The organism is Chryseobacterium candidae, from assembly GCF_004916905.1.
Taxonomy (GTDB): Bacteria; Bacteroidota; Bacteroidia; order Flavobacteriales; family Weeksellaceae; genus Chryseobacterium; species Chryseobacterium candidae.
Genome location: NZ_SDLV01000025.1, coordinates 95,730 through 121,518 on the forward strand (window position 1 = coordinate 95,730; position 25,789 = coordinate 121,518).

The following is a 25,789-nucleotide window of genomic DNA, read 5'->3' on the forward strand; positions in this document are numbered from 1 at the left end:
TAAATAGTTATTATGAAGAAACTAATTTTAGGAATGGCTATCGTGGCATCTGCTTTTGCTTTTGGGCAGAAAAAAGATGCCAATGCTCTGAATGCTCAGCTTCAGGAAGCTAATAAAGTGGCTATGGACGCATATAATGCAAAAAATTATGCAGCAGCAGCACCTAAGTTTATTGAAGTTTATGACTTATTAAAATCTAGCGGTCAGGACAATAAAATATACATGTATTATGCAGGGCTTAGTCATGCGTTAGCTAATAACACTGATCAGTCTATCAAAATATATACAGACCTTATCAATTCCGGTTTTACAGGAGTAGAAACTACTTATACTGCAAAAGAAAAGAAAAGTGGCCAGGTGGTAAATCTTGATAAAGCTACCTGGGAACTAATGAAAAAGAACCCGGATTATAGTGATTTTAAAACAGAACAGACTAAAAGTATAGAATCTGATTTGTATGAAACTTTGTCTTCATTACTTTTGAATGCAAAAAAACCAACCGAAGCTCTTACTATTATCGAAAAAGGTTTGGTTAAGTTTCCAAACAATGCTAAGCTTAAAGAAGCTCAGACTACAGCATATCTTCAGTCTGGAAATACAGATAAGTTCGTTTCCGGATTAAAAGAGCAGTTGGCTAAAAACCCTAACGATGCTACCAACTGGTATAACCTTGGGGTAATGCAGGCTAAAAACCCGGCTACTGTTAATGATGCTTTGGAAGCATTCAAAAAAGCTATCGAGCTGAAGCCCGATTTCTCTGATGCATATCAGAATTTAGTATATACTACTATTGGTGATGATGCTAAAGTAGTAGGAGAGATCAACGCATTAAGAAAAGACAAGCCAGATGAAGCTTCTAAGCTGATTGATGGAAGAAGAGAAAGATTCGGAAAAGCATTACCATATGCTGAAGGATGGTATAAAGCAAATCCAAAGAGTCTTGATGCGGTTACTGCGTTAAAAGAAATTTACATTGTAACTAAAAACATGGACAAAGTTAAAGAAATGAAAGCTAAAGAAGCTGAACTTACAGCTGCTGGAGCAAAATAATCATTTTGACAACAACAAATATGAAAACCGGAACAGGAATGTTCCGGTTTTTTTGTTTTTAAAAAAGTGTTGACTGAAGATCTTATCCGGATTGTATATTTCATGCAGGAGCTTTTAGATCTGTTATGATTTTGAATTAGATTCTATAAAAGTAACAGGTTTTAAAAACCTGTTACTTTTCGCCCTGCTATGCAGTTTCTGTCGAAAATTCTTCATGCCGGATTCAGGCATTTAAAATTTCTGTTTTTATAGAGATGAACCTTTAATTTCAACCTGAGAATTTCTCTGTAATTCCGTATCTTTGAGAAAAATTTTTATAAGATGATCGAGTGGAAAACCGCCAAGGAATACGAAGATATTACCTATAAAAAATCTAACGGAGTAGCAAGAATTGCTTTCAACAGACCTGAAGTGCGTAATGCTTTCAGACCTAAAACAACTTCAGAGTTATATGATGCTTTTTATGACGCCTATGAAGATCCTTCAATAGGGGTTGTATTGCTTTCAGGAGAAGGGCCGAGTCCTAAAGACGGAGGATGGGCATTCTGTAGTGGAGGAGATCAGAAAGCCAGAGGACACCAGGGATACGTAGGAGAAGACGGAAGACACCGTTTGAATATCCTTGAAGTTCAGCGCCTGATCCGTTTCATGCCGAAAGTGGTGATCGCAGTGGTTCCGGGATGGGCAGTTGGTGGAGGACACTCACTTCACGTAGTATGCGACCTTACTTTAGCAAGTGAAGAACATGCCATCTTCAAACAGACAGATGCCGATGTTACTAGTTTTGACGGCGGTTACGGTTCTGCTTATCTTGCCAAGATGGTAGGACAGAAAAAAGCCCGTGAGATTTTCTTTTTAGGAAGAAATTATTCCGCTCAGGAAGCTTTCGAAATGGGAATGGTCAATAAAGTAGTTCCTCATGCAGAATTAGAAGATACTGCTTACGAATGGGCGCAGGAAATATTAGCCAAATCCCCAACTTCTATCAGAATGCTGAAATTTGCTATGAACCTTACAGACGATGGTATGGTGGGGCAGCAGGTTTTCGCAGGAGAAGCAACCCGTCTTGCTTATATGACAGAAGAAGCTCAGGAAGGAAGAAATGCTTTTCTTGAAAAAAGAAAGCCCAACTTCGGAGAAGATCAATGGATATCTTAAAAATATAATTGATAATTGATGAATGATGATTGATATTATCATTTATCAATTATCGCTTATCAATGATAAAAATATGACGGATTGGATAAAGGCCGCAAGGCTAAGAACTTTACCGCTTTCCTTAAGCGGGATTATTATGGGGTCTTTCATTGCAAAATGGAGACTTTACGGAGAAGGCGGAACCTGGGATTGGAAGATTTTTGCGCTTGCCCTTTTGGTGACGCTTTTATACCAGATTTTATCAAACTATGCCAATGATTACGGTGATGGAGTAAAAGGAACAGATGCCAAAAGAATCAATGAAGCAGAAGCAAGAGCTGTAGCATCAGGGAAAATTACCGCAAAACAGATGAAAAATGCTGTGATTATTTTCGCTGCTTTATCTCTCATTGCTACCATTGCTTTATTGTATGTAGCTTTCATTCCAAACTATATGAATGAATTTTATATCTTCATAGGATTGGGAGTAGCAAGTATTCTGGCAGCCATTGGATATACAGTAGGTAAAAAACCTTATGGTTACCTGGGACTGGGAGATGTCTTTGTGTTTATCTTTTTTGGATTGGTCTCTGTATGCGGAAGCTATTTCTTATTTACGAAAACTTTCAGCTGGGATATCTTGTTACCAGGCACAGCTGTGGGAATGATGAGTATGGCTGTTCTTAACCTGAACAATATGAGAGATATTGAAAGCGACAGATTATCAGGAAAAAACAGCTTCGCATTGAGAATCGGATTCAAAAATGCAATGATCTACGAAATGGTGCTGTTACAGCTTCCATTATTGCTTATTCTTGTATTTTTAGGAATGAATGGATTTATGCAGCAGCAAAACTATTACGTTTTCATCGTCATGATTCTGTTATTTCCACTATCAAAACTAAGAAGAAAGATTCTATCTGTAAAAGAACCGAAAGAACTGGATCAATATTTAAAGCAGGTAGGAATCATGACATTTGTAATGGCGATTCTAACGGCAGCCGGACTTAATTTATTTAACTAATCCAAAGAACATGGGATTAATCTCAACTTAATTGAGGATAAATTCTCACAAAAATAAAAATCATGAAGACTGCTTTAATGATAACTTCGTGTCTGTCGATCGTTTTGGCTTTACTATTTATTTATTATTTGATTGAAGAGTTAATGGGCGGAATGTCCGTTTTTGAAATTGACTTTATTCCTGCTTTCATCACTTTGATTATTATTTCTAATGCCGTCTTAGCATTCTATGTGTTAATCGGGAAATTGCAAGTGATAAAACCGCTATTAGTTCTCCAGATTTTAATAATAATACCAACATGTCTATTGATATATGAATTTTTTTTAAAGCCACCAATGGGGTGTTCTTAAATTAAAAAAGATGATTCTTTACATTAGACTGATGAATCATTTTTTTTCAAAAATTTTAAAACTAAATTTAAAATGAAAATACAATTCTTAGGGCAAAATTGTTTCCTGTTCACGTACAAGGACAAAACAATTCTGAGCGACCCTTTTTACAACTACAAGAAAGCAGAATCAGGTTTTGATATTGCTGCTCAAAAAATCGACTACATCCTGCTGACCCATGCTCATGGTGATCATATTGCCGATGTAGCAGAGGTGTTGCAGCATTATCCGGAAGCTACCATCATTGGAGTTCCTGAAGTATGCGGTTACTTCCAGCAGGCAAAAAATACAGATGATGTGAACTTAGGAGGATCGGCAAAAATCGACGATCTTAAAATTTCCATGGTTCCGGCCCATCATACAAGTTCTTTCCCGGATGGAAGCTACGGAGGCGTTCCTGTAGGGTATATCTTCAGACTTCCTGAAGGTAAAAATATCTATTTGGCAGGTGATACTGGTGTAATGGCAGATATGGAACTGTTCCCGAGACTATACGGAAACATTAATCTGTCTATTCTTCCCATCGGAAGCCATTATACAATGTGCCCCAGAAAAGCTTCTTTTGCAGCGGCAGAACTATTAAAAACACCGAAAGTAATCGGATGTCATTTTGATACTTTCCCTGCTATTGAAATTAACCATGAAAGTGCATTAAAGCATTTTGCAGATAAAAATGTAGAATTGGTTTTACCAAAATTAGGTGAGACTTTCGAATTTTAATCAATAACTGAACCGGAGGTAATCTGAAAATTAGAAAAATGAAAATGATGCGTAAGGTATTAAAAACAAAAAAAGATAATTATCAAATTACCTCTCTTCTTATTTTAAACCAAAAAAAAATGGCAAGCTACCTAAATCACACCGCTACGACCGATTACCTTTGCTGCGTTCCCACCCTGGAGGATTCTCAGGAGCTGGTTGTTTAGGACTTGCCGTTGCAAAGGTAGGAATATTTTATAAACTTCAAAACTTTATTAAAGAAAATTAGTCGAAAAAATGCAGTGGTAAAGCTAAACGCCTGACATTTAGAGGGAAAATTTTTCAACTTTTTTCTAAAAATTTACATATGACGAAAAGTCCATCAACACTAGGAATTATACTTTTTATCGCTACAATGATCGTTTTCTTTGTAGTATATACTTTTTTCTCGGGAATCAATTACTTTGATATCTCTTTGAAAGCCAATGCTTTCGTTTTGCCGCTTTTATATGCCGGAGTTGCTTTCTGGTCTGTAAAATCGTTTTGGAACAACCATAGAGTGGTAAAATTCAAAGAAGCTTTTAAAAGAGCTTTCGTTCCGATGTTCATCGGAGGAATTCTTTCCATCTTCAGTATTTATGCTTTTTTAACTTTTGTAGATCCTGCAGCTAAAAGCCTGTTGAATTATCAATATGTTCAGAGACAAAAATCAGAACTGGATACAGAATACACTTCTGCAAGAAAAATTCTGAAGCATCAGAAGGATATTGATGAACTTGATCAGAAATACAAAGAGAGATTGCAAAGCTTCACTCCTGAGGCGGTTAAAGGAAAAGATATGCTTACCGCAAGTCATTTTTCAGGATATTTTGCAGCAATTCTTATATTTTACGTAGTTTTGTCGGTGTTTTTCGGAGCGTTTTTCAGAACAAGAACGATACATCAGCCCGAAGAAACAAATCAAGCCTAATTTTTATTAAAATTAAATGAATTTATCTATAGTTATTCCGTTACTGAACGAAGAAGACTCTCTGGAAGAGCTTTTTTCAAGAATTGATAAAGTGTGCACAACCAGTAACTTATCTTATGAGATTTGGTTTGTAGACGATGGAAGTACGGATTTGTCGTGGAGTATTATTGAGAATATGAAAGTTCAGTATCCTCAGATCCACGCTATTAAATTTTCCAGAAATTATGGAAAATCACAGGCTCTTCATGCTGCTTTTGAAAGAACAAACGGTGATGTAGTGATTACAATGGATGCCGATTTACAGGATTTTCCTGAAGAAATTCCGGAGCTGTATAATATGGTAATTCATGATAATTATGATATCGTTTCCGGTTGGAAAAAGAAGCGTTTTGATAATGTAATGACGAAAAATATTCCGTCAAAACTATTCAATGCGGCAGCAAGAAAAGTTTCGGGAGTTTATCTTCACGATTTCAACTGTGGTCTGAAAGCTTATAAAAAACAGGTGGTAAAGTCTGTTGATGTGTACGGAGATATGCATCGTTATATTCCGGTACTGGCTGCCAATGCAGGTTTCAGAAGAATTACTGAAAAAGAAGTTCAGCACCAGGCAAGACCTTACGGAACTTCAAAATTCGGAACCGAAAGATTTATCAGAGGATTTCTGGATTTGATAACGCTTTGGTTTGTAAGCCGTTTTGGAGGTAGACCAATGCATTTCTTCGGAGCTGTAGGCACTTTAATGTTTATTGTGGGTTTTCTTTCAGCACTTTGGTTAGGAATTTCTAAACTGATTGATGTAGCAAGAGGAATCTACGGACATTTAATCACCAATAATCCCTGGTTTTATATTGCCTTAACCATGATGATTATGGGAAGCCTTCTGTTTGTCGCAGGATTCTTGGGAGAAATGATTATCAGAACCAACCGTGAGCATAAGAATTATAATATTGATGAAGTGATATAAAACAGAAAGTTATTCATTCAAAACAAAATGAAAATCAATCTGTTAGTATAAATAACCATTCGATGTATGACCATTCCCATCCTTTGGAGGGGTAGCAAAAATTCAAAGAATTTTTGACGGGGTGGTTAGCTGGATAATAATAACTTCAATCCCAATACAAAAAGCACTCTGCAAAAAACAGAGTGCTTTTTGTATTTTTGAACTTATCAGATTAAAAAGTAAAAGAAAAAGAGAATCAGAAACAGACTTTTTCTCAAAAGCCAGAAAATTGAAAATTATCAGGTATTTTATTGTCAAAAGACAAAGATTTTTAGAAATTTTAATCCTATTTTTGTTCAAAGTAATATTGAAAGTCCTGTGAGAGCAATGAAAAAACTTTTCAGAGATTTTCAGTAAAGATCGTTACGATTGTAATGTAATATTTAAAATTAAATATGAAAAAAGTTTTATACACATTGATGCTGGTGGCAGTGGTTTCCTGCGGGAAAGTTTCCCCAAAAGGAAATATTGAAAAGAAAGATGTGGATGTTTCGGAGTTCGTCAACCTTGATCTGGAAGGAAAATTCCGTGTATTTTATGCCAAAGGTCCAAAGAATTTTGTAGAAATAGAAACCTATCCGAATGTGGCAGGGAATCTTGATGTAGATGTAAAAGACAAAACACTTTTCATTAAAGAAAAAAGAGCTACAAAAGGAGTGGATTTTTATAACGTGACAATTTATTCCAAATATAATCTGGAAAAAGTAGCGGTTTCCGACTCTGTTGAAGTGAATATTTCAAGTGAGATCAAAACAGACAATTTCAGGCTTACTATGAAAAACAATGCAAGCTTCATGGGATCTGTAAACACCAGAAGAGCAGAATTGGAAATGCACAACAGAAGTCGCGCCAACTTTCTGGGATTGTCTAAAGATGCTGTTATAAAGATTTCAGATACAGCAAGTTTAATTGCTCCTTACTGGAAAATTACCAACCTGAATATTGATTCTAAAAACGGAAATTATGCAGAAGTCAATGTAAAAGATTCGTTAAAAGGACATATTCAGAATACTGCAAAATTTATCTATTACAACGACCCGATCAGGGCTTTTAAGATTGATAAGACGACGAAGGTTGAGAATAAGAAATTAGAGTAATTTGGGCTGTAAGAAAGAAGCTGGAAGCTGGGAGTAATGTTGGTTTTTCATACTTCTTGTTTTCAAGATTGAAAATTTTCTTCCAAATTTGAAAAATAAAAAATAGAAAAAATAAAACAAAGCCGGAATTTTGAAGCCGGGTAGGATATAACTTCCAGCCTCCCGCTTCCAACTTCCAGCTTAAAAAACTTAGACATAAATATGAATACACTAGAAAAAGCAAAACTTTGGTTAAGTGATACCTTCGATAAAGAAACGAGAGATGCCGTACAGGCTTTGATCAACAGCAATTCCCCTGATCTGGAAGATTCTTTCTACAGAGAACTGGAATTCGGTACAGGAGGTATGCGTGGGATAATGGGAGTAGGAACCAACCGCTTGAATAAATATACATTGGGACAAGCTACTCAAGGATTGGCTAATTATATGCTTCAGCAGTTCAAAGGAGAAGAGATTAAAGTGGCTATCGCTTATGATGTTCGTAATAACTCAAAAGAATTCGGAAAACTGGTAGCAGATGTTTTGACAGCTAACGGAATTAAAGTACTGCTTTTCAAAGATCACAGACCGACTCCGGAATTGTCTTTCACTGTTCGTGATAAAAAATGTAACGGAGGAATCGTGTTAACAGCTTCTCACAACCCGCCGGAATACAACGGTTACAAAGTATACTGGAATGACGGGGCGCAGATTGTTCCGCCTAATGATGAAGCCATTATCAATGAAGTATATTCCGTAAAATTTGAAGAAATTAAATTCAACGGAAATGATGATCTTATCGAGTGGATCGGAGAGGAGCAGGATGACGTGTATATTGATGCATGTATTGAAAACTCTACCTATCAGAATGTTGGAAAAGAAAACTTAAATATTGTTTTCACATCCATCCACGGAACAACGTATACCACTGTTCCTAAAGCTCTTGAAAAAGCAGGATTCAAAAAGGTAGATCTTGTAAGAGAACAGATGATCCCGAGCGGGAATTTCCCTACCGTAGATTCTCCAAACCCGGAAGAGCCTGCAGCATTGGAAATGGCCATGGATCTGGCAAGAATCACCAATGCAGATATCGTGATCGGAACAGACCCGGATGGGGACAGATTAGGAATTGCAGTAAGAAATCTTGATGGCGAAATGCAGCTGTTGAATGGAAATCAAACCAATACCATTCTGACCTATTATATTCTGAACGAATGGAGAAAACAGGGAAGAATTACCGGAAAAGAGTTCATCGGTTCTACGATTGTAACTTCGGATATCTTCTTTGACATAGCCCAGAAATTCGGAGTAGAATGTAAAGTCGGTCTTACCGGATTCAAATGGATTGGAAAAATGATCCGTGAAGCAGAAGGAACACAGAAATTTGTATGTGGTGGTGAGGAAAGTTTCGGATTCATGACCGGAGATTTTGTTCGTGATAAAGACTCTTGCGGAAGTATTCTTTTAGCCTGCGAAATTGCTGCATGGTGCAAAGCCAACGGAAAAACGATGTATCAGTACATGATTGAGATCTATGAGGATCTTGGAATGTATTACGAAGGATTAATCAATATTGTAAGAAAAGGAAAAGAAGGAGCTGAAGAAATTCAGAACATGATGAAAAATTTCCGTGAAAATCCTCCAAAGGAACTGGCTGGCTCATTAGTAGAAGAAGTGAAAGACTTTAAAGAACAGACAAGTCTTACCATTTCTACAAATGAGAAAAAAGTAATGAATGATATTCCGAAGTCTAACGTTTTGATCTATTACACACAGGATGGAACAAAAGTATGCGTAAGACCTTCAGGAACAGAACCAAAAATTAAGTTTTATGTTTCAGTGAAGGATTCCATTACTTCAGAAGCTGATTTCAGAGACAAATTAAAATCATTGGAAGCTAAAATAGGAGCCGTTAAAACAGATTTAAAGCTGGATTAATGCTCTGAAAAGAGCAGGGGATCATGAAAAAAATAAGAAGATTCATGGAGAACGATAATATAAATTTAAAATAAGAAAAAGTGAAAGTTTCAAAATTAGCAGCGAACCTGATCGGTTCTGAAATTGTAAAAATTGGTAACGAAGTAAATGATCTAAAAGCAAAAGGAGCGGAAATTGCCAATCTTACTATTGGTGATCTGAATTCTAATATCTATCCTATTCCGGCATTGCTGAAGGAAGAAATTCAGAAAGCATATCAGAATAATCTGACGAACTATCCGCCTGCAAACGGACTTTTATCTTTAAGAAAAGAAGTTTCCAAAGACCTTAAAAAAAGATGGAATCTTGATTACTCTCCAGATGATATTCTGATTACCGCAGGATCAAGACCTTTGATCTATGCCGTTTACAAAACAATCGTAGACGCAGGAGATAAAGTAGTTTATCCTACACCATCATGGAACAACAATCACTATGCTTATCTTACTTCAGCCAACGCTGTAGAAGTGAAAACAAAACCTGAAACTAACTTTCTTCCAACGGCAGATGATTTAAGACCGCATTTGGATGGAGCAGTATTATTGGCACTTTGTTCACCATTGAATCCTACGGGAACCATGTTTACAAGAGAACAACTTTCAGAAATCTGTGAATTGGTGATCGCTGAAAACAAAAAAAGAGGTGCAGACGAAAAACCGTTATACTTGATGTATGACCAGATTTATTCTTGCCTTACTTTCGGTGCTGAGCACGTAGATCCTGTTTCTCTTTTCCCTGAAATGAAAGACTACACGATCTATATTGATGGTATTTCAAAATGCCTTGCAGCAACCGGAGTGCGTGTAGGATGGGGATTCGGACCTTCTCATATTCTTGATAAAATGAAAGCGCTTCTTACGCATGTTGGAGCATGGGCACCAAAACCAGAGCAGGAAGCAACCGCTAAATTCTATGAAAATTCAGAGAACGTAGATACTTTTGTTGATGATTTTAAAGCGAAACTTGAAGAAAGTTTAAAAGTTCTTCACAACGGAGTTCAGCATTTAAAAGGAAAAGGGCTTGCTGTAGACAGTATTGAACCAATGGGAGCGCTTTATCTTACTATTAAATTAGACTATATCGGAAAAACAAAACCAGATGGAGCAGTCATTGAAAACTCTTCAGATCTGGTATTCTACTTGATTAATGAAGCAGGAGTGGCTTTAGTACCATTCTCAGCCTTCGGAGAAGAAAAATCTGAACCTTGGTTCCGTGCTTCTGTAGGAGGATTGGCTGTAGATGAGATCAAAGTAATGCTTCCAAAACTGGAAAGTGCTTTGAACAAATTAAAGTAATCTTTACTTAGAATATAAATGTTTCGGCTCTGTCCGGCATGACATCGTTAAAATAAACCAATAGTATTGACTGTGTCACGCTGAGCGGAGTCGAAGCGTTTTTACATACCTTATACAGCCATGAAACTTCCGCGAAAATCTTTTCTTAAAACAAAATATGTGTTTTTTTCAACGTTGGCAATCATCATAGTAGTGATTCTCAGCGTTTGGTTTTCAGGAAAAGCAGATCATCGTTCACTATTTCAGAATTCAATCTTGTCAACTTCTGTTTTGGCTGGGGCATTTTTCCTGTTTATCAGTATAGGACTCTATTCTGGGTTAAAATTAAAAGATAATGTAGGAAATATTTTAAACCAGGAAAGAATACAAAGATATGCAGATAAAATGCCAAAATTTGATGGTTTTGAGTTTGATCCACCAGCAATTGGTGATGGAATAGGAGGTGTTATTTTATCAATTCTTTTATGGATTGTAATTTCAATTCTACTTATTTTTCTTTCCTATTTTTTCGGTCTTTTCTTTTGGTCTGCTGTATTATTATTAGGAGCTATTCTGTATTGGATTTTTTTCAGAGCTTTGAGATTGGTTTTCAAAAACTCCGGAAAATGTAAGGGGGATTTGCTAAAAAGTTTCGGATTCGGATTTTTTTATTCTTTTCTCTATATCTCCTGGATGTATGGAATTATTTTTCTGATCAAATATTTGAATTGAAGTTACATTTACTTCTCAAAAAATTAAATAAATATTAAAAGTTAAATAATTACTTTTTCTACACCCAGTTAGGAATTATCTTTGAGGTTTTTACACACCTGAATATAATAAGTCGAAAATTATACGATGAAAAAACTGAGATTTCTATTCTTGCCAGTTTCAATACTGGTATGCTCACAAGAGGTTGATACTCTGAAGGTACAAGAACCTGCTAAGGAAGTTAAGCTTCCAAAAGTACAAACTTATACTTTAAAAGACGGATCTGTCCGAACATATCCGAAACCTAAACTTCTGGACTTTGTAACCAAATTACCCAGAAACTTTATCAATACCAATAAAGATTTTGTAGCAAAAGATCACGCTTACTATCTGGGAGGAGCTGTTGCATCGACTTTGATTCTCATACCATTTGACCAGAAACTGATTGACAATTCAAGAGAACTGGCAGAAAGATGGGGAATGGATAAGGATAACAATTATCACAAACTGGGAGGTGTTTTTAAAATTCCTAAAGACATTGGATCTACCCTGTACCTGATAGGAAATGGTTCTACATTAGTATTGTTAGGAATTGGTTTCGGAACCTATGGACTGATAAAAGATGATTACAGAGCCCAGGCTACCGCCAGTGGTTTAATGGAAAGCTTAATTCTTTCAGGAGTTTTTACCCAAACCCTTAAAAGAATTACCGGAAGAGAAAGCCCTTTTATTGCTGAAGAATATGGCCATAAAGGAGGGGCGTGGAATCCGTTTCCAAGCTTTTCGGCATTCAGCAAAAATACTTCGAATTATGATGCAATGCCATCAGGGCATTTAACCACCTTTATGGCTGGGATTACAGTAATTGCAGATAATTATCCGGATGCAAAATGGATAAAACCGGTAGGATATACCTTAGCCGGAGCGTTATGCTTTCAAATGATGCAGAGTAAGGTTCACTGGGCTTCAGACTACCCTCTGGCTTTATTAATGGGATATTTTATAGGAAAAACCATCTCAAAAAGCAGATACACATCATCAGAAGGAACAATCGGAAAGACAAAGTATAATCTTAACTTTATAGCATCCCGCCAATGGGAATACAATATGGTAGGTGTAAAACTCTCTTTTTAAACTGCTGAAATCTCTGTTTTTTTGAGTAAATAAGATACTTTTCACTACATTTGATCTCAGGATAAAAGGATTTTCGGATTTTTATAATTACCGGAATGAAACCTGCTGATTTTAAAATAATTACTTAATATCGTATTGAATGAAAATAATCGCTGTTATCCCTGCCCGTTACGAAGCAAGCCGTTTTCCGGGGAAATTAATGCAGATTTTAGGAGAAAAAACAGTTATTACCACTACCTATCAGAATGTAGTGGAAACCGGACTGTTTGATGAAGTGTTTGTCGCCACAGACTCAGAAATTATTTTTGATGAAATTGTAAAAAACAACGGAAAAGCCGTGATGACAGGGCAGCACGAGACGGGAAGCGACCGTATTGCTGAAGCAGTACAGACTATAGACTGTGACATCGTGATCAATGTTCAGGGAGATGAACCTTTCCTTAAGCTCGAACCTTTACAGCAGCTGATTGAAGTTTTCAGAAATGACAACCAACAGGAAATATCTTTAGCTTCTTTGAAAATACAACTGCATGAAAAAGAAGAAATTGAAAACCCGAATAATGTAAAAGTGATTACTGATAATAATGATTTCGCTTTATATTTTAGCCGCTCCGTAATTCCTTTCCACAGAGAAATTTCTTATGATGTAAGCTATTTCAAGCATATTGGAGTATATGCGTTCAGAAAAGAAGCTTTATTACAGTTTTCAAAGCTGGCTATGAAACCATTGGAAATTTCCGAAAAGATTGAATGCATCCGCTATCTTGAATATGGAATGAAAATCAAAATGATAGAAACCAATTTCGTAGGAGTTGGTATTGATACTCCGGAAGATCTTGAAAAAGCACGGAAACTGATCTGAAATTAGCAAATTGACCTTTATCATTTTGCCTTTTTGCAATTTTACATAAATCCCCCTATATTTGAATTTATAAATAAAATTAATGAAGAAGTTACTATTAGTATTTGGACTGATATTTTCGCATGTGATATTCGGACAGACCGCAAAGGAAATTATTGATAAGAACATTGAATTATCCGGAGGATTAACCAATTGGAAATTGTTAAACTCAGTATTGCTTCAGGGAAAAGTAATATTGGGAATCAAAGATGAATATCCGATCAGAATTTTCCAGCAGCGTCCAAATCTTACTAAGACATTGATTACTACAGGCGGAAAAGAAACCGCAATTGAAGGCTTTGACGGTACGAAAGGGTATGCCATGAATTATGCAGCCAACAAGCTTCAGGAGTATCCTGAATATGTACCGGAAAGCTTTGATAATGACTTCATTGATTGGGAAAACAAAGGGTTTGATGCCAGATATCTCGGAAAAGAAAAAGTAGGAGAGATCTACTGCCATAAGGTAGAGCTTACCAAAAATGTGAATAAGAATATGTATTATTTTGATACAAAAACTTATATGCTGATCAAAGAAGTGAAAAAAGATGAAACGCTGATCTATTCTGATTTTAAAAAAGTTGGAAACATAATCATGCCTTTCAGAATTGAATCTTCAAGTGCTAAAAAAGACGGAGATTATGTGATGTTATTAAACAGAGTAGACATCAATAAAGTATTCCCCGCTAATATTTTTAAGTTTTAACTCAACTGCAGTTCTCTGCACAAAATTATAAGAAATGAAAAAGATTTTTTTACTGCTGCTTTCTTTCATGGCATTCCTGCAAAGCTGCAACAACCAAAAAAGTGAAATTTCTAAAGCTAAAACCACAGAACTTATGGGAAAAACAATATATGACTTCAAAGTAGAAGGTCTTGATGGCAAAGAAATCAATTTTGAAGATTTCAAAGGGAAGAAAATCCTGATTGTCAATACGGCTTCAGAATGTGGATTTACCCCACAGTATGCAGATCTTGAAAAGGTATATGAACAATATAAAGATAAATTGGTAGTGATAGGATTTCCTGCTAATAATTTCGGTGGACAGGAACCTGGAACCAACACCGAAATTGGGGCTTTCTGCCAGAAAAATTATGGAGTAACATTCCCAATGGCCGCTAAAGTTTCTGTAAAAGGAGATGATACCGCACCCATCTTTAAATATCTTACTGAAAAGGAGTTGAACGGAGTAAAAAATACAAGCATCCTTTGGAACTTCACCAAATTCCTGGTGGACGAAAACGGAAAACTGATTGATTCTTTTGTAAGCACTACAAAGCCTACTGACGAGGCTATTACAAAGTATCTGAAATAATAAATTACTATATGGATTTTCCGGATCGGTTTGAAGCTTGCATTGTTAGCGGAGCAATTGGAGATGCGTGGGGAAGCAGCTATGAAAATGAAGTTGAAACCGATGATTCACAGATTTATTATTTAGGAAAAAAGAATATAAAGAAAAGAGTTTGGAGTATTACGGATGATACGCAAATGACTTTGGCAACTTGTGAAGTTTTGTCTGAAGGTAATTTTACTCCTGAAAATCTTATCAATAAATTTGTAGAATATTACAGAAGCCGTAAATTAACAGGAATTGGCGCTTCTACACTTAAGGCAATTTTAGATACAGAAGCCGGTATTCATTGGAGTCTGGCTGGTAGAATTGGAGAGTTTGCCGCAGGAAACGGAGGAGCGATGAGAATTGCTCCTTTTGCTTTTTTCTCAGATATTACAAGGCAAAATATTCACGATGCTTGTAAGGTAACACACAGAAATGATGAAGCCTTTTCTGGAGCTTTGGCTGTTTTCCTTTCTATAAAAGCAATCCTCAATTCTGATTGGAATGGAAAAAATAATCTTTTTGATATTATTATTCCAGAAATTCCTGATACCAATGTAAGAGATAGATTAATTGAAATTAATTCAACAGGAAATAATTCTTCAATTTCAGAAATATCAAAATTTGGCAATAATGGCTATGTTGTTAATTCAGTTCCTTTTGCTATTTACTGCTCAACCAAAATTATTGATTTAGGTCTGGAAGAAATGTTGAAACAAATTATCAGTTCGGGAGGAGATACAGATACCAATGCTTCAATTGCCGGACAAATTGCGGGAGCATTGATCGGAACTGAAAATATTCCCCATGAATTAATTTTGAAACTTAAAAAACTACCGGATTATAAATGGATCAAGCCAATTATTGATGTAACAAAACAGAAAATAAGTTAAAGAATTATCCATTACTTTTCTCTGCAAAACAGAAAATATTCCCCAGTTTGATACTGGAATAGCCATTGCTTTTTATTTTTGAAGAATTGATCATGGCCTTTGCCAGAATATCCGTCGGCAGTGGTTTTTGACTTTCTAATAACCCCAGTTTATTAGCAAATTTGATAATACGGCTTCCCAAAACTTCCCCGGTTCTTTCAGAGTCTTTTCGTTCAAGCATTCCAGGTTTAAAAATAGTGATCTTATTAAAATGTAACTGTTTTACAGCTTCTTCCAGTTCACCTTTCATTTTGGAATAAAAAATCTTAGACTGTGGATTCGCACCATAAGCCGATACCAGAATATAATCTTCCACTTCATTATCTTTCGCTGCTTTCGCAAATTGATATTGGTAGTCAAAATCTACTTTCTTCTGGGCCTCTTTGCTTCCGGCATCCTTTAAAGTGGTTCCCAGGCACGAAAATGCCACATCTCCCTTCACCATCTCTTTCCACTCCTCCGGTTTTTCAAAATTCACCACATGAACTTTTAGCTTATCATTTTGAATATCAACAGGCTTTCTGACAAAGATATCCACTTCATCAAATTCTTTATCATTCAATAACTGATTGACAAGATCTTTTCCTGTGGCACCTGTAGCACCTATTACCAGAGCTTTCATAATAATTGTGGTTTTGTGAGATTATTTCTTTCTTAAATTTACTAAATTTGAATCAAAGATTAAAGAATTATCTCAGATATGATTTAATCATTACCCATTACTGATCACTCATTATTTATATTTGATATGGATGCCAACGAAATTTTAGATTACTGTCTTGCCAAAAAAGGAGTTACGGAAAGTTTTCCGTTTGATAATGAAACTCTTGTGATGAAAGTAGACACCAAAATGTTTTTACTGATGGGACTTGAGAGACAACCGTTGGCTATTAATGTAAAAACAGATCCTGAATGGAGCGCAGAGCTTAGAGAGCAATATCCTCAGATTACAGGTGCCTATCACATGAATAAAACCCACTGGAATTCTGTAACTGTAGATGGATTGAAAAGAGATCTGATCTTTAAACTCATTGATCAATCCTATGATCTGGTTTTTAAATCCCTGACTAAAAAAGCTCAGAATGAAGTAAATTCTTTATAACAAATAAAATAAATTGAGGTACGGAATTTGTTATCTATTACCGGTGAAATAATATACTTAACATTAATAAAATAAATAACAAATGAGAAACCACCTTTTATTATTCTTTGCAGCGGGCACAATAGTGCTGTCAGGCTGCACTAAACCACAAAACAAAAGTACTGCTGAAAAAGCCGTTCCGGCTGCTTCAACATCTGAAGTTTCTTCTTCCAAAAATCTTACATTAGAATTTACAGGGACAGATAATTTTAATATCAAAAATCCAAAGTTAAAGGTAAGTTTATATGCCCATGATCCCCTTTTAGCTGATGCTCCAGCTACATTAATTACAGAAAAAGAGTATGAGCAAACATCCGTTCCTTTTACTATTGATCTTCCCGTACCTAAAGATGCTGCCAGCCGTATTAATCCCAAAGCAGCCGGAGATATGAAATATTACGTCTCAATAGAATGGGACTCTGACGGCAATGGTAAAGCAGGTGAAAAAAGAGATATCTACATAGACCACGATAAAGAATTTCCCAATGTGAAATTAAACGGCGAACCACAAAAAGTCTATCTAAAAATATTAAAATAATCAAAAAGGCTATTCAGAAATGAATAGCCTGTATTTTAAAAATTGAAATTTTCTGTTATTTTTTTATCCTCATCCAGTCTTTCAATTAACTTGTCAAGACCTTCAAATTTGATTTCATCATGAAGAAAATCCCTGAAACTTACCGTAATCTTTTCATGATAAATATCATCATCAAAATCAAGGATATAAACCTCCACAGTTAGTTTTTCTCCATTTACCGTGGGATTGGTTCCAATGCTCAGCATACCTTTATATTGGTTGTCCTTTACAAATACTTCAACAATATAAGCTCCTTTTTTAGGCAATAGCTTAATCGATTCAGTATCAATATTGGCTGTTGGATATCCAATGGTTCTCCCAATCTTTTTCCCATGAACTACAGTTCCGGAAACAGAGTAGGAGTATCCCAACATTTCGTTGGCCTCTTTAATATTTCCTGCTAAAAGTGCATTACGTACTTTCGTTGAACTGATATTATTTTCATGAATATTGATCGCTTCCATTTGCTCTACTTCAAAATCGAGTTCTTTTGATAATTTCTGAAGAAGCTCAAAATTTCCGCTTTTATTTTTTCCGAAAGAATGGTCGTATCCAATAATAAGGTACTTTACATTCAGTTTATCAACTAAAATCTGACGTACAAATTCTTCTCCGGTCAGATTTCTGAATTCTTCATCAAATTCTTTCAGGAAAAGATTATCAATGCCATATCTCTCAACCAGCTGTTTCTTTTCCTCTAATGTATTCAGAAGTTTTAAATCTTCGTTAGGATTAAAAACAAATCTTGGATGCGGCCAGAAAGTAAGGATTGCAGTTTCCAGATTGTTTTCTGTCCCTATTTTAGCAAGTTCATCGATAATACTCTTGTGCCCGAGATGTACCCCGTCAAACATTCCTAAAGACAATGCTAAAGGCTTCTGTGAGGAATAATCTGTAAAATTCTTGAAAACTTTCAAAACGGAAAAATTTTGATTGCAAATATAAAACCTTTATTTTTAATGTAACGGCGGGAAAGTGAAAATTTGAAAATGAAAAATTCTGAAAATAATTTACATTATATTATATGATAATAGTGACAAATTAATGAATTGCAGATTTGCTGTTAAATATAATGATAAATATTGAATTTTATCCATTAAACAATAAACTCATTCGTCTCTTGAAAAGCATGATAAAAATCTTTTTTTTACCAATTGCGGGTTTATGAAGAATCACTATATTTGCACCAAGAAAAAATTTAGCAATGGCAAACCAAATTAAAGGTAAAATTTCTCAAATTATTGGTCCGGTAATCGACGTTGTCTTCACAGATGTGGAAGCTGTTCCAGCAATCTATGACGCGTTAGAAATTACAAAAGAAAACGGTGAAAAAGTAGTTTTAGAGGTAGAACAACATATTGGCGAAGATACAGTAAGATGTATCGCAATGGACGCTACTGACGGTCTTAAAAGAGGGCAGGACGTAATTGGATACGGAAATCCTATTATGATGCCTATCGGAGAGGCTGTAAACGGAAGACTATTCAACGTTGTTGGTGATGCTATCGATGGACTTCAAGATATTTCTAAGGATGGTGGTCTTCCAATTCACAGACCAGCTCCAAAATTTGATCAATTATCAACTTCAGCAGAAGTTTTATTTACAGGTATTAAAGTAATCGACCTGGTTGAGCCTTACGCAAAAGGAGGTAAAATTGGATTGTTCGGTGGTGCCGGTGTAGGTAAAACAGTATTGATTCAGGAGTTGATTAACAATATTGCAAAAGGACACGGAGGTCTTTCTGTATTCGCCGGAGTAGGTGAAAGAACGAGAGAAGGAAATGACCTTTTGAGAGAGATGTTGGAATCAGGTATTATCAAGTATGGTGATGATTTCATGCACTCTATGGAAAACGGAGGTTGGGATCTTTCTAAAGTAGACTTAGAAGCTATGAAAGATTCAAAAGCTGCATTCGTTTTCGGACAGATGAACGAGCCGCCAGGTGCAAGAGCCAGAGTAGCACTTTCTGGTCTTACATTGGCTGAGTACTACAGAGACGGTGGAGAAAGCGGACAAGGTAGAGACGTACTTTTCTTCGTAGACAACATCTTCCGTTTTACACAGGCTGGTTCTGAGGTATCTGCACTTCTTGGTCGTATGCCATCAGCGGTAGGTTACCAACCAACCCTTGCTTCTGAAATGGGTGCGATGCAGGAAAGAATTACTTCAACTAAAAACGGTTCAATTACTTCAGTACAGGCGGTATACGTACCTGCGGATGACTTAACTGACCCGGCTCCTGCAACTACGTTTGCTCACTTGGATGCAACTACGGTACTTGACAGAAAGATTGCGTCATTAGGTATCTATCCAGCGGTAGATCCACTTTCTTCTACTTCCAGAATCCTAAACCCTGAAATTCTAGGTAATGATCACTACAACTGTGCTCAAAGAGTAAAAGAAATCCTTCAAAGATATAAAGCACTTCAGGATATCATTGCGATCCTTGGTATGGAAGAACTTTCTGAAGAAGATAAAGCTGTTGTATACCGTGCTAGAAAAGTTCAGAGATTCTTATCTCAGCCTTTCCACGTAGCAGAGCAGTTTACAGGTATTCCAGGATCATTGGTAGACATCAAAGATACTATCAAAGGATTTAATATGATTATGGACGGTGAATTAGATCACTTACCAGAAGCAGCTTTCAACCTGAAAGGAACCATCGAAGAAGCTATCGAAGCTGGACAAAAAATGTTAGCTGAAAACGCATAAATTATTAACAATTTGAGATTTGAAATTTGAGATTCGGTAAGTAATTTCAAATTTCAAACATCAAATTTCAAATTTGTTTCTATGAATATAAAAATTTTAACACCAGAATACGTAGTTTTTGAAGGAGAAGTAGACTCAGTATTACTGCCTGGAAAAAATGGTGAATTCCACATCATGAAAAACCACGCAGGAATTGTTTCTTCTTTAATCGGAGGTGATGTAAAGCTTTTTGCTAATTCTATTGATGAGGCTTATGCTAAAAACTTCACTAAAGAAACCGGAAAAGACTCTGTTTTTGCTTATGCTATCAAAAGCGGTGTTGTAGAATTTAATCATAATAAAGGAATTATCCTTTGTGAATAATTAAATGAAAAGCTAAATATATTTTCAAGAAAGTGTAACTTTGTGTTACACTTTTTTTATTTGTAAAAGTCTGATTGTATGAAGAGAGGCATAATCATATTATTTACAGTTCTGGGTGTTTTCCTGCATGCTCAGAATATCAAAACCAAAAGAGGAATTATTAATCTTGACGGTGTTCCGGTAGCTAAAATATCCAGTAAATCCAGCGAATATACGTTTATGGATCTGAAGGAGACCCCGATGTATACTATAAAATTCATTGACAAAAGCATCGTTGATTCTGTTCGCGACAGCTATATCAGTGTCAACAGAGTATATAACAGGGATAAAACCATCGAAATTGATTATTCATCACCTTCTGCATTTTCCGGAGAAGAAAAATCTGCAGTCTTTACATCAGTTAAGGACCTTAAAATAATTGATAATAAAGGGATCAATGTCAAAAATCTTGATGAACTTTTCTCCAATGTACCCAAGAGAAAACTGGATACAAAAACAAAAGATGCTTATGCCATCCGAAAGAAAATTGATAAAATGAATATTGAGGTCAATAAAGTGGGAGAGATCCTTAGTAATGGTGTTCCTGTAGGGTATTTTACCAATTTGCCGGTAAGTTTCGGTTCAGAAGATACCATCATGGATAAGACCTCTATAGATATTGAGATCTATGACGCCAAAAGTAAACTTATAGGAAGATATATCACCACAACAAAACAGCTGAAAACAGCAGGAGGAAAATCTTTTACCCTATACAAGGAAATGTCCGGCAGAGCTTCTATCTTAAAATTTCCAACCTATAAAGCACTGGCTGAGCGCATGGCAATTATGGATCCCAATTTTATTAAAATACAGGAGAAAGTGTCGGTGGGTACTGTAACAAAAGAGATTTCTAATTAATTATTTATTAGAAAAAATAGACTTTTTATATCAATAGAGACGGGCCTTTAGCCCGTTTTTTTATAGATAAAATTCATCTGGCTTTAGGAGCCAAAACTTATAAGAATTTTGATGCATATCTTTTGTGAGATCGTATGATCCTTTCAAAAATCCCTGATAAAAAAACGAAAATTTTTATAAGCTTAAAATAACTCCATTTTCCTTCAATTGCTGCATCGGTTTTGAGAACCAGAACAGCTCAAAATCATCGAAATTTTCCTCAAATTGATTTTTAAGTTGCTGAATCGTAGGCTTTTTAGAATTTTCAATAGCATTCTCTTCCAATACATTCATCAGCCATTCTGCCTTTTCCTGTTCCAGCTCAACCTTTACAATATTGGTTTTTAGGTGGAATGTAAGCAACGTATACGTACCAGAATATTTCTTTTTATTTTTTACGCGATTCTCAGCGATTACGTTTTTGGTTAAAAAGATGACTTTGGAATTGGTCTTCAATTGAAACTGCCCATCTTCCAAAAGACAATCGTGAATATAATCCGGATGAATGGTTGTTCTTGGAATTTTAAAATCAAACCATTCCTGAAGCGGCAGTTCGAAGTTGATTCCATGCATATAATTGAATAAAGATTTTTTTAACCCGAAGCTGAACTTGTTATGATCAATTCCTGTTTTATCCTTAAAGTCAATATCATTATTGGCAAACAGAATTTCCTGCTTTACCGGAACTACTCCAAAATCTTCCGGACTCATTCCAACGGGTGAGTGAGCAGTCATCGCAAACTGATGCCAGAATCCACTTTGAAGAATTCCCATCTCAAACATTTGCCTCACCATTTCTAATGAATCGACAGTTTCCTGAACTGTTTGGGTAGGGTAACCATACATCAGATAAGCATGAACCATAATTCCTGCTTCTGTAAAGTTTCTGGTTACATTGGCAACCTGTTCTACAGAAACTCCTTTATCAATTAATTTCAGCAGTCTGTCACTCGCTACTTCAAGTCCTCCGGAAACAGCCACGCATCCCGAAAGCTTCAGGAGGTAACATAAATCACGGGTGAAGCTTTTTTCAAAACGGATATTGGTCCACCATGTTACCACAAGATTTCTTCTGAGAATTTCCAGAGCAACTTCTCTCATAAGGGCAGGCGGCGCAGCTTCATCTACAAAATGGAATCCTGTCTCACCGGTTGTCCGGATTAATTCTTCAATCCGGTCTACCAGAATTTTAGCAGAAATAGGTTCGTAGATTTTAATATAATCTAAAGAAATATCACAGAATGTACATTTCCCCCAGTAACATCCGTGTGCCATGGTCAGTTTGTTCCATCGGCCGTCGCTCCATAAACTGTGCATCGGATTGGCAATTTCGATAACGGAAATATATTGATCCAGTTTTAAATCTGTATAATCGGGAGTTCCTGTTTCAGACTGTTTGAAGTCATGCCTTTTAGAATTGTTCTTATAGACGACTTCTTTATTTTCGAGAAGAAAAGTTCTTTTAAACTCAGCTTCTTCAGTGGCAATTTCTAAATTTTGGTGAAGAAGTTCCAACGGAAGCTCACCGTCATCTAAAGTAATAAAATCAAAAAATTCGAATACTCTCTGATCTTTGACTTCTCTTAATTCGGTATTGGGAAATCCTCCTCCCATAGCGGTTTTAATGTGAGGATAATGCTTTTTGATCCATTGGGCACATTTGAAACCGGAATAGAGGTTGCCGGGAAACGGTATTGAAAAGCAAACCATTTTTGGCTGAACAGTTTCTATTTTTTCACGAAGAATTTTTAATGTAAATTCATCAATAAATGTAGGCTCACCCGATAGTTTTGAGTATAATTCGTTAAAAGAATTGGCACTTTTTCCGAGACGTTCCGCATATCTGCTGAAACCAAAATCAGCATCGATATTTTCTACAATATAATCGGAAATATCTTCTAAATAAAGCGTTGCCAGATGTTTGGCTTTATCCTGAAGACCCATGTTTCCAAAAGCAAATTCCATATCATCCAGCTGGTTGAAACGGGAAGCTTCTGGAAGGAAGTTCATGCTGCAGATCTGTCTGGCCAGTGTAGGTGTTTTTCCCTGTAAAAAAGGAATTACCTGATCTATCGTTTTTAAATACTCTTCTTTTAAAGCATAAATTCTCTGGGAGTTTTCAGAGGTGTTCTGAAGATCAATTTCTGTATTGAAAACCTTGCGGATTCCATCCTTTGAAAATAATTCCAAAATAACATCGATCCCCAAATCTGCCTGATAACTGGAAATATCTTTGGTATTTAAAAATCCTTTAATATAGGCCGTTGCAGGATAAGGAGTGTTAAGTTGGGTAAAAGGCGGAGTAATAAGAAGCAGGTCTTTCAACAGAAATTTTTTGCAAAGTTATTCTAAAGTTTTTTCAGAAAAAAATTTTTTCTCCTGATTATAAACATTGAGAAAAAGTCTTAGCAATATTGCGTCTTATTAAAATCTGATTCTGTCACAATTCTTTTATTTCCACTCTATAAAAATAAAAAAGTAGTTTAAAATAAATTCGCAGGTCTGTTAAACAAAGCATCGGTTGTATTATTCTCAATAAAACTTAGGAAAGCATTTTCATCAAAATATCCATCTTCATCAAGAATTACCGGATTTAATAATTCGATTTCACTGGGCTTTTCCAGGCTGATATTTTCAATAAATTTTCCGGTCTTGCCTGTGATCTCATTGTGAAAACTGATTAAGTATCTGGAATAAATATTTCCTTCTGCAACAGTGTAATGTCCGTTTTCTGCAATAAGGGAAGTCATAATACTTCCTCCGATGTAGGTTTCATTATCATTTCCTGAAGCACCAAACAATACTTTTGAGGTAACATTTCCAGAGCAATACAGTGACCCATTGATGATGATATTTTCTGCCTTTATATTACCTGTAACTATAAGAACAATATAATCTTCAACAAACAGTTTTTTGGATACATAAAGATCACCTTCTACAAGAATAATTTTATAGCCTTCACCTTCTTCGGTAATCAGTTCAAGAGAATTACCATTTTCATTTTGTATAAGGACAATCTCAGGAGCATCATCTTCATGATTAATATGCAGAGAGGCTTCTTTTATCTTTTCCGCTGTTTCATCATCCAGCATTTCGAGAAATTCAGCAAGACTTTCCTCATCTAAATAGCTTTCTTTGAAAAAATTGTTTTCCAGAGCTTCATGAGCAATGCTGTATAGATTTTCTGATTTTTCTTTGAGCTGTTTGTATAGTTGATCTTTGGTAAGTTTTTGCAATTCTTTCATCGGCTTTTAAAAGTATATACATGGGGCTTTTCAGTGGGGAAACACCTATTAATAGACAGATGCAATATAGTCAGATAAATTTTGTTATGCCAGAAAGTAGAGGATTTATTTTTTTAAATATTTTTCTTATGGATGACTTTTTGAGCTGAAATATCAGATTATTTCACAATTAGTTTTGGAGGTTCTGTATGCGTTTGCTTTGAAATATAGTAAGTTTTGAGAAAGCTCAGTCAATAGAAAAGCCAGACTCGTCAAGAAGTCCGGCTTTATATTATATTTTTATATCAGTCTAATAATTTATCCTAAATGTGACCTGTTTTCTTTTGGTCTCCAATCACATTCAGGGTAACTCCCAAAAGAATTAAAGTAATCCCGATAAGTAAATTGGGAGTAAATTTTTCATGAAACATCAGGACACTGATCAGTACAGCAACTACAGGTTCCAAAGCTCCTAAAATTGCAACAGGAGTAGAACCGATATATTTAATAGCATATACCAGACAAAGACTGGAGATCACCGTAGTAAGAAATGCAAAAACAAGAAAATTAAGGAAAATCTCTGTTGAAGGTATAGCAAACGACGCATGAGCTGTTACAGCTTTGGACATAAAGAACATTGAGGTGAAAAGCATTGAGTAAAACGTAAGCTTGAATCCGGATACCTTGATATTCGATTTGTTGACGATAACCATATATAAGGCATAGAACAGTGAGCTGAGCATGACGATTCCCAATCCTGCAAAATTGATTTCCAGTCCGTTTCCTTTTAAACATAAAACAATAACTCCCGCGAATGCCAGAAGTAAAGAAACTCCGGATAATCTGGTAAGCTTCTCTTTGTAAAAGAAAAACATCATCAATGCTACAATGACCGGGTAAACAAATAAAACGGTGGAGGCAATTCCTGGTGTTAGGAAATCATATCCTAAAAACAAAAATTCAGAAGAAAGGGCATAACATACTCCAAGGATGGCAAGAATTAAGGCTTCTTTCTTATTGATTTTAAAACTTTCTCTGGAATACAGCAGATATCCTCCCACCATTAAAGCTGAAAAGAAAAATCTGTAAAACAGTGTGATATCCATTGAAAAGTGTGCCCGCTTCACAGGCAGAATAAAAATCGGAATCAGACCATATGAAACAGCCGATAAAATTCCCAGTGTGTAACCTCTAAGTTTCATTTGCTTTTATAGG

25 protein-coding genes and 1 other RNA gene are annotated in these 25,789 nt (G+C 35.8%); 20 read left to right on the forward strand and 6 right to left on the reverse strand.

What is annotated here, in order from left to right:
* Positions 1-12 precede the first annotated feature (12 nt).
* From EK417_RS12455 to EK417_RS12470, 4 genes are all read left to right on the forward strand, one after another.
* Positions 13-1,050: a tetratricopeptide repeat protein gene (locus EK417_RS12455; protein ID WP_076594612.1), complete on the forward strand. Its 1,038-nt coding sequence runs from the start codon at positions 13-15 to the stop codon at positions 1,048-1,050.
* Between the two features lie 321 nt (positions 1,051-1,371).
* Positions 1,372-2,208, forward strand: a complete 837-nt coding sequence (locus EK417_RS12460; protein ID WP_034697698.1) for a 1,4-dihydroxy-2-naphthoyl-CoA synthase — start codon at positions 1,372-1,374, stop codon at positions 2,206-2,208.
* Between the two features lie 73 nt (positions 2,209-2,281).
* Entirely contained in the window at positions 2,282-3,211 is a 930-nt protein-coding gene (gene menA, locus EK417_RS12465) for a 1,4-dihydroxy-2-naphthoate octaprenyltransferase (RefSeq protein WP_110366380.1), read from the forward strand.
* 422 nt (positions 3,212-3,633) lie between these two features.
* Positions 3,634-4,320, forward strand: a complete 687-nt coding sequence (locus EK417_RS12470; protein ID WP_110366252.1) for a metal-dependent hydrolase — start codon at positions 3,634-3,636, stop codon at positions 4,318-4,320.
* A 117-nt stretch (positions 4,321-4,437) separates the two neighbouring features.
* Here EK417_RS12470 and ffs read toward each other — a convergent pair.
* Positions 4,438-4,535, reverse strand: an RNA gene (gene ffs / locus EK417_RS12475) — signal recognition particle sRNA small type.
* Positions 4,536-4,666: 131 nt separating this feature from the next.
* Here ffs and EK417_RS12480 point away from each other — a divergent pair.
* From EK417_RS12480 to EK417_RS12530, 11 genes are all read left to right on the forward strand, one after another.
* Complete coding sequence (locus tag EK417_RS12480) at positions 4,667-5,269, forward strand: DUF4199 domain-containing protein (RefSeq protein WP_034697710.1); 603 nt, start codon at positions 4,667-4,669, stop codon at positions 5,267-5,269.
* Between the two features lie 16 nt (positions 5,270-5,285).
* A complete protein-coding gene (locus EK417_RS12485; protein ID WP_076594614.1) occupies positions 5,286-6,236 on the forward strand; it encodes a glycosyltransferase family 2 protein in 951 nt (316 codons plus the stop codon).
* 434 nt (positions 6,237-6,670) lie between these two features.
* A complete protein-coding gene (locus tag EK417_RS12490) occupies positions 6,671-7,372 on the forward strand; it encodes a GIN domain-containing protein (protein WP_076594616.1) in 702 nt (233 codons plus the stop codon).
* A 201-nt stretch (positions 7,373-7,573) separates the two neighbouring features.
* A complete protein-coding gene (locus EK417_RS12495) occupies positions 7,574-9,289 on the forward strand; it encodes a phospho-sugar mutase (RefSeq protein WP_076594617.1) in 1,716 nt (571 codons plus the stop codon).
* Between the two features lie 80 nt (positions 9,290-9,369).
* Entirely contained in the window at positions 9,370-10,623 is a 1,254-nt protein-coding gene (locus tag EK417_RS12500; RefSeq protein WP_136522318.1) for a pyridoxal phosphate-dependent aminotransferase, read from the forward strand.
* Between the two features lie 159 nt (positions 10,624-10,782).
* Positions 10,783-11,334 carry a hypothetical protein gene (locus EK417_RS12505; RefSeq protein WP_136522319.1) on the forward strand — a complete coding sequence of 184 codons (552 nt, stop codon included), beginning with the start codon at positions 10,783-10,785 and terminating at the stop codon, positions 11,332-11,334.
* Between the two features lie 126 nt (positions 11,335-11,460).
* Positions 11,461-12,447, forward strand: coding sequence for a phosphatase PAP2 family protein (locus tag EK417_RS12510; protein WP_076594621.1), 987 nt, complete (start codon positions 11,461-11,463; stop codon positions 12,445-12,447).
* Positions 12,448-12,586: 139 nt separating this feature from the next.
* Entirely contained in the window at positions 12,587-13,309 is a 723-nt protein-coding gene (kdsB, locus tag EK417_RS12515; RefSeq protein WP_076594622.1) for a 3-deoxy-manno-octulosonate cytidylyltransferase, read from the forward strand.
* Between the two features lie 82 nt (positions 13,310-13,391).
* Positions 13,392-14,054, forward strand: a complete 663-nt coding sequence (locus EK417_RS12520) for a histidine kinase (protein ID WP_076594623.1) — start codon at positions 13,392-13,394, stop codon at positions 14,052-14,054.
* Between the two features lie 34 nt (positions 14,055-14,088).
* Positions 14,089-14,664 carry a glutathione peroxidase gene (locus EK417_RS12525; RefSeq protein ID WP_136522320.1) on the forward strand — a complete coding sequence of 192 codons (576 nt, stop codon included), beginning with the start codon at positions 14,089-14,091 and terminating at the stop codon, positions 14,662-14,664.
* Positions 14,665-14,675: 11 nt separating this feature from the next.
* On the forward strand, positions 14,676-15,581 hold the full coding sequence (locus tag EK417_RS12530; RefSeq protein WP_076594625.1) for an ADP-ribosylglycohydrolase family protein: 906 nt from the start codon (positions 14,676-14,678) through the stop codon (positions 15,579-15,581).
* 4 nt (positions 15,582-15,585) lie between these two features.
* Here the strand turns inward: EK417_RS12530 and EK417_RS12535 are convergent, their stop codons facing one another.
* The gene (locus EK417_RS12535; protein ID WP_076594626.1) at positions 15,586-16,242 is read right to left on the reverse strand and encodes an NAD(P)H-binding protein; all 657 of its coding nucleotides are present in this window, start codon (positions 16,240-16,242) and stop codon (positions 15,586-15,588) included.
* A gap of 126 nt (positions 16,243-16,368) precedes the next feature.
* Between EK417_RS12535 and EK417_RS12540 the strand changes: the two genes are divergently transcribed.
* Positions 16,369-16,722 carry an MmcQ/YjbR family DNA-binding protein gene (locus tag EK417_RS12540; protein ID WP_047433219.1) on the forward strand — a complete coding sequence of 118 codons (354 nt, stop codon included), beginning with the start codon at positions 16,369-16,371 and terminating at the stop codon, positions 16,720-16,722.
* A gap of 82 nt (positions 16,723-16,804) precedes the next feature.
* Positions 16,805-17,299 (forward strand): hypothetical protein, encoded by a 495-nt coding sequence (locus EK417_RS12545; RefSeq protein ID WP_136522321.1) that lies wholly within the window; start codon positions 16,805-16,807, stop codon positions 17,297-17,299.
* 35 nt (positions 17,300-17,334) lie between these two features.
* On the opposite strand, the gene EK417_RS12550 is transcribed toward EK417_RS12545, so the two are convergent.
* Positions 17,335-18,255 (reverse strand): bifunctional riboflavin kinase/FAD synthetase, encoded by a 921-nt coding sequence (locus EK417_RS12550; protein WP_136522322.1) that lies wholly within the window; start codon positions 18,253-18,255, stop codon positions 17,335-17,337.
* Between the two features lie 287 nt (positions 18,256-18,542).
* On the opposite strand from EK417_RS12550, the gene atpD reads away from it, so the two are divergent.
* From atpD to EK417_RS12565, 3 genes are all read left to right on the forward strand, one after another.
* The gene (gene atpD, locus EK417_RS12555) at positions 18,543-20,051 is read left to right on the forward strand and encodes a F0F1 ATP synthase subunit beta (RefSeq protein ID WP_034697748.1); all 1,509 of its coding nucleotides are present in this window, start codon (positions 18,543-18,545) and stop codon (positions 20,049-20,051) included.
* Between the two features lie 81 nt (positions 20,052-20,132).
* Positions 20,133-20,414 (forward strand): FoF1 ATP synthase subunit delta/epsilon, encoded by a 282-nt coding sequence (locus tag EK417_RS12560; protein WP_034697749.1) that lies wholly within the window; start codon positions 20,133-20,135, stop codon positions 20,412-20,414.
* Between the two features lie 78 nt (positions 20,415-20,492).
* Positions 20,493-21,311 (forward strand): hypothetical protein, encoded by an 819-nt coding sequence (locus EK417_RS12565; protein WP_136522323.1) that lies wholly within the window; start codon positions 20,493-20,495, stop codon positions 21,309-21,311.
* Positions 21,312-21,485: 174 nt separating this feature from the next.
* Here EK417_RS12565 and EK417_RS12570 read toward each other — a convergent pair whose 3' ends face one another.
* The 3 genes from EK417_RS12570 to EK417_RS12580 form a co-directional block, all read right to left on the reverse strand.
* Positions 21,486-23,675, reverse strand: a complete 2,190-nt coding sequence (locus EK417_RS12570) for a B12-binding domain-containing radical SAM protein (protein WP_136522324.1) — start codon at positions 23,673-23,675, stop codon at positions 21,486-21,488.
* Between the two features lie 158 nt (positions 23,676-23,833).
* Complete coding sequence (locus tag EK417_RS12575; RefSeq protein ID WP_136522325.1) at positions 23,834-24,595, reverse strand: bactofilin family protein; 762 nt, start codon at positions 24,593-24,595, stop codon at positions 23,834-23,836.
* 302 nt (positions 24,596-24,897) lie between these two features.
* Positions 24,898-25,776 carry a DMT family transporter gene (locus EK417_RS12580; RefSeq protein ID WP_136522326.1) on the reverse strand — a complete coding sequence of 293 codons (879 nt, stop codon included), beginning with the start codon at positions 25,774-25,776 and terminating at the stop codon, positions 24,898-24,900.
* Positions 25,777-25,789 lie beyond the last annotated feature (13 nt).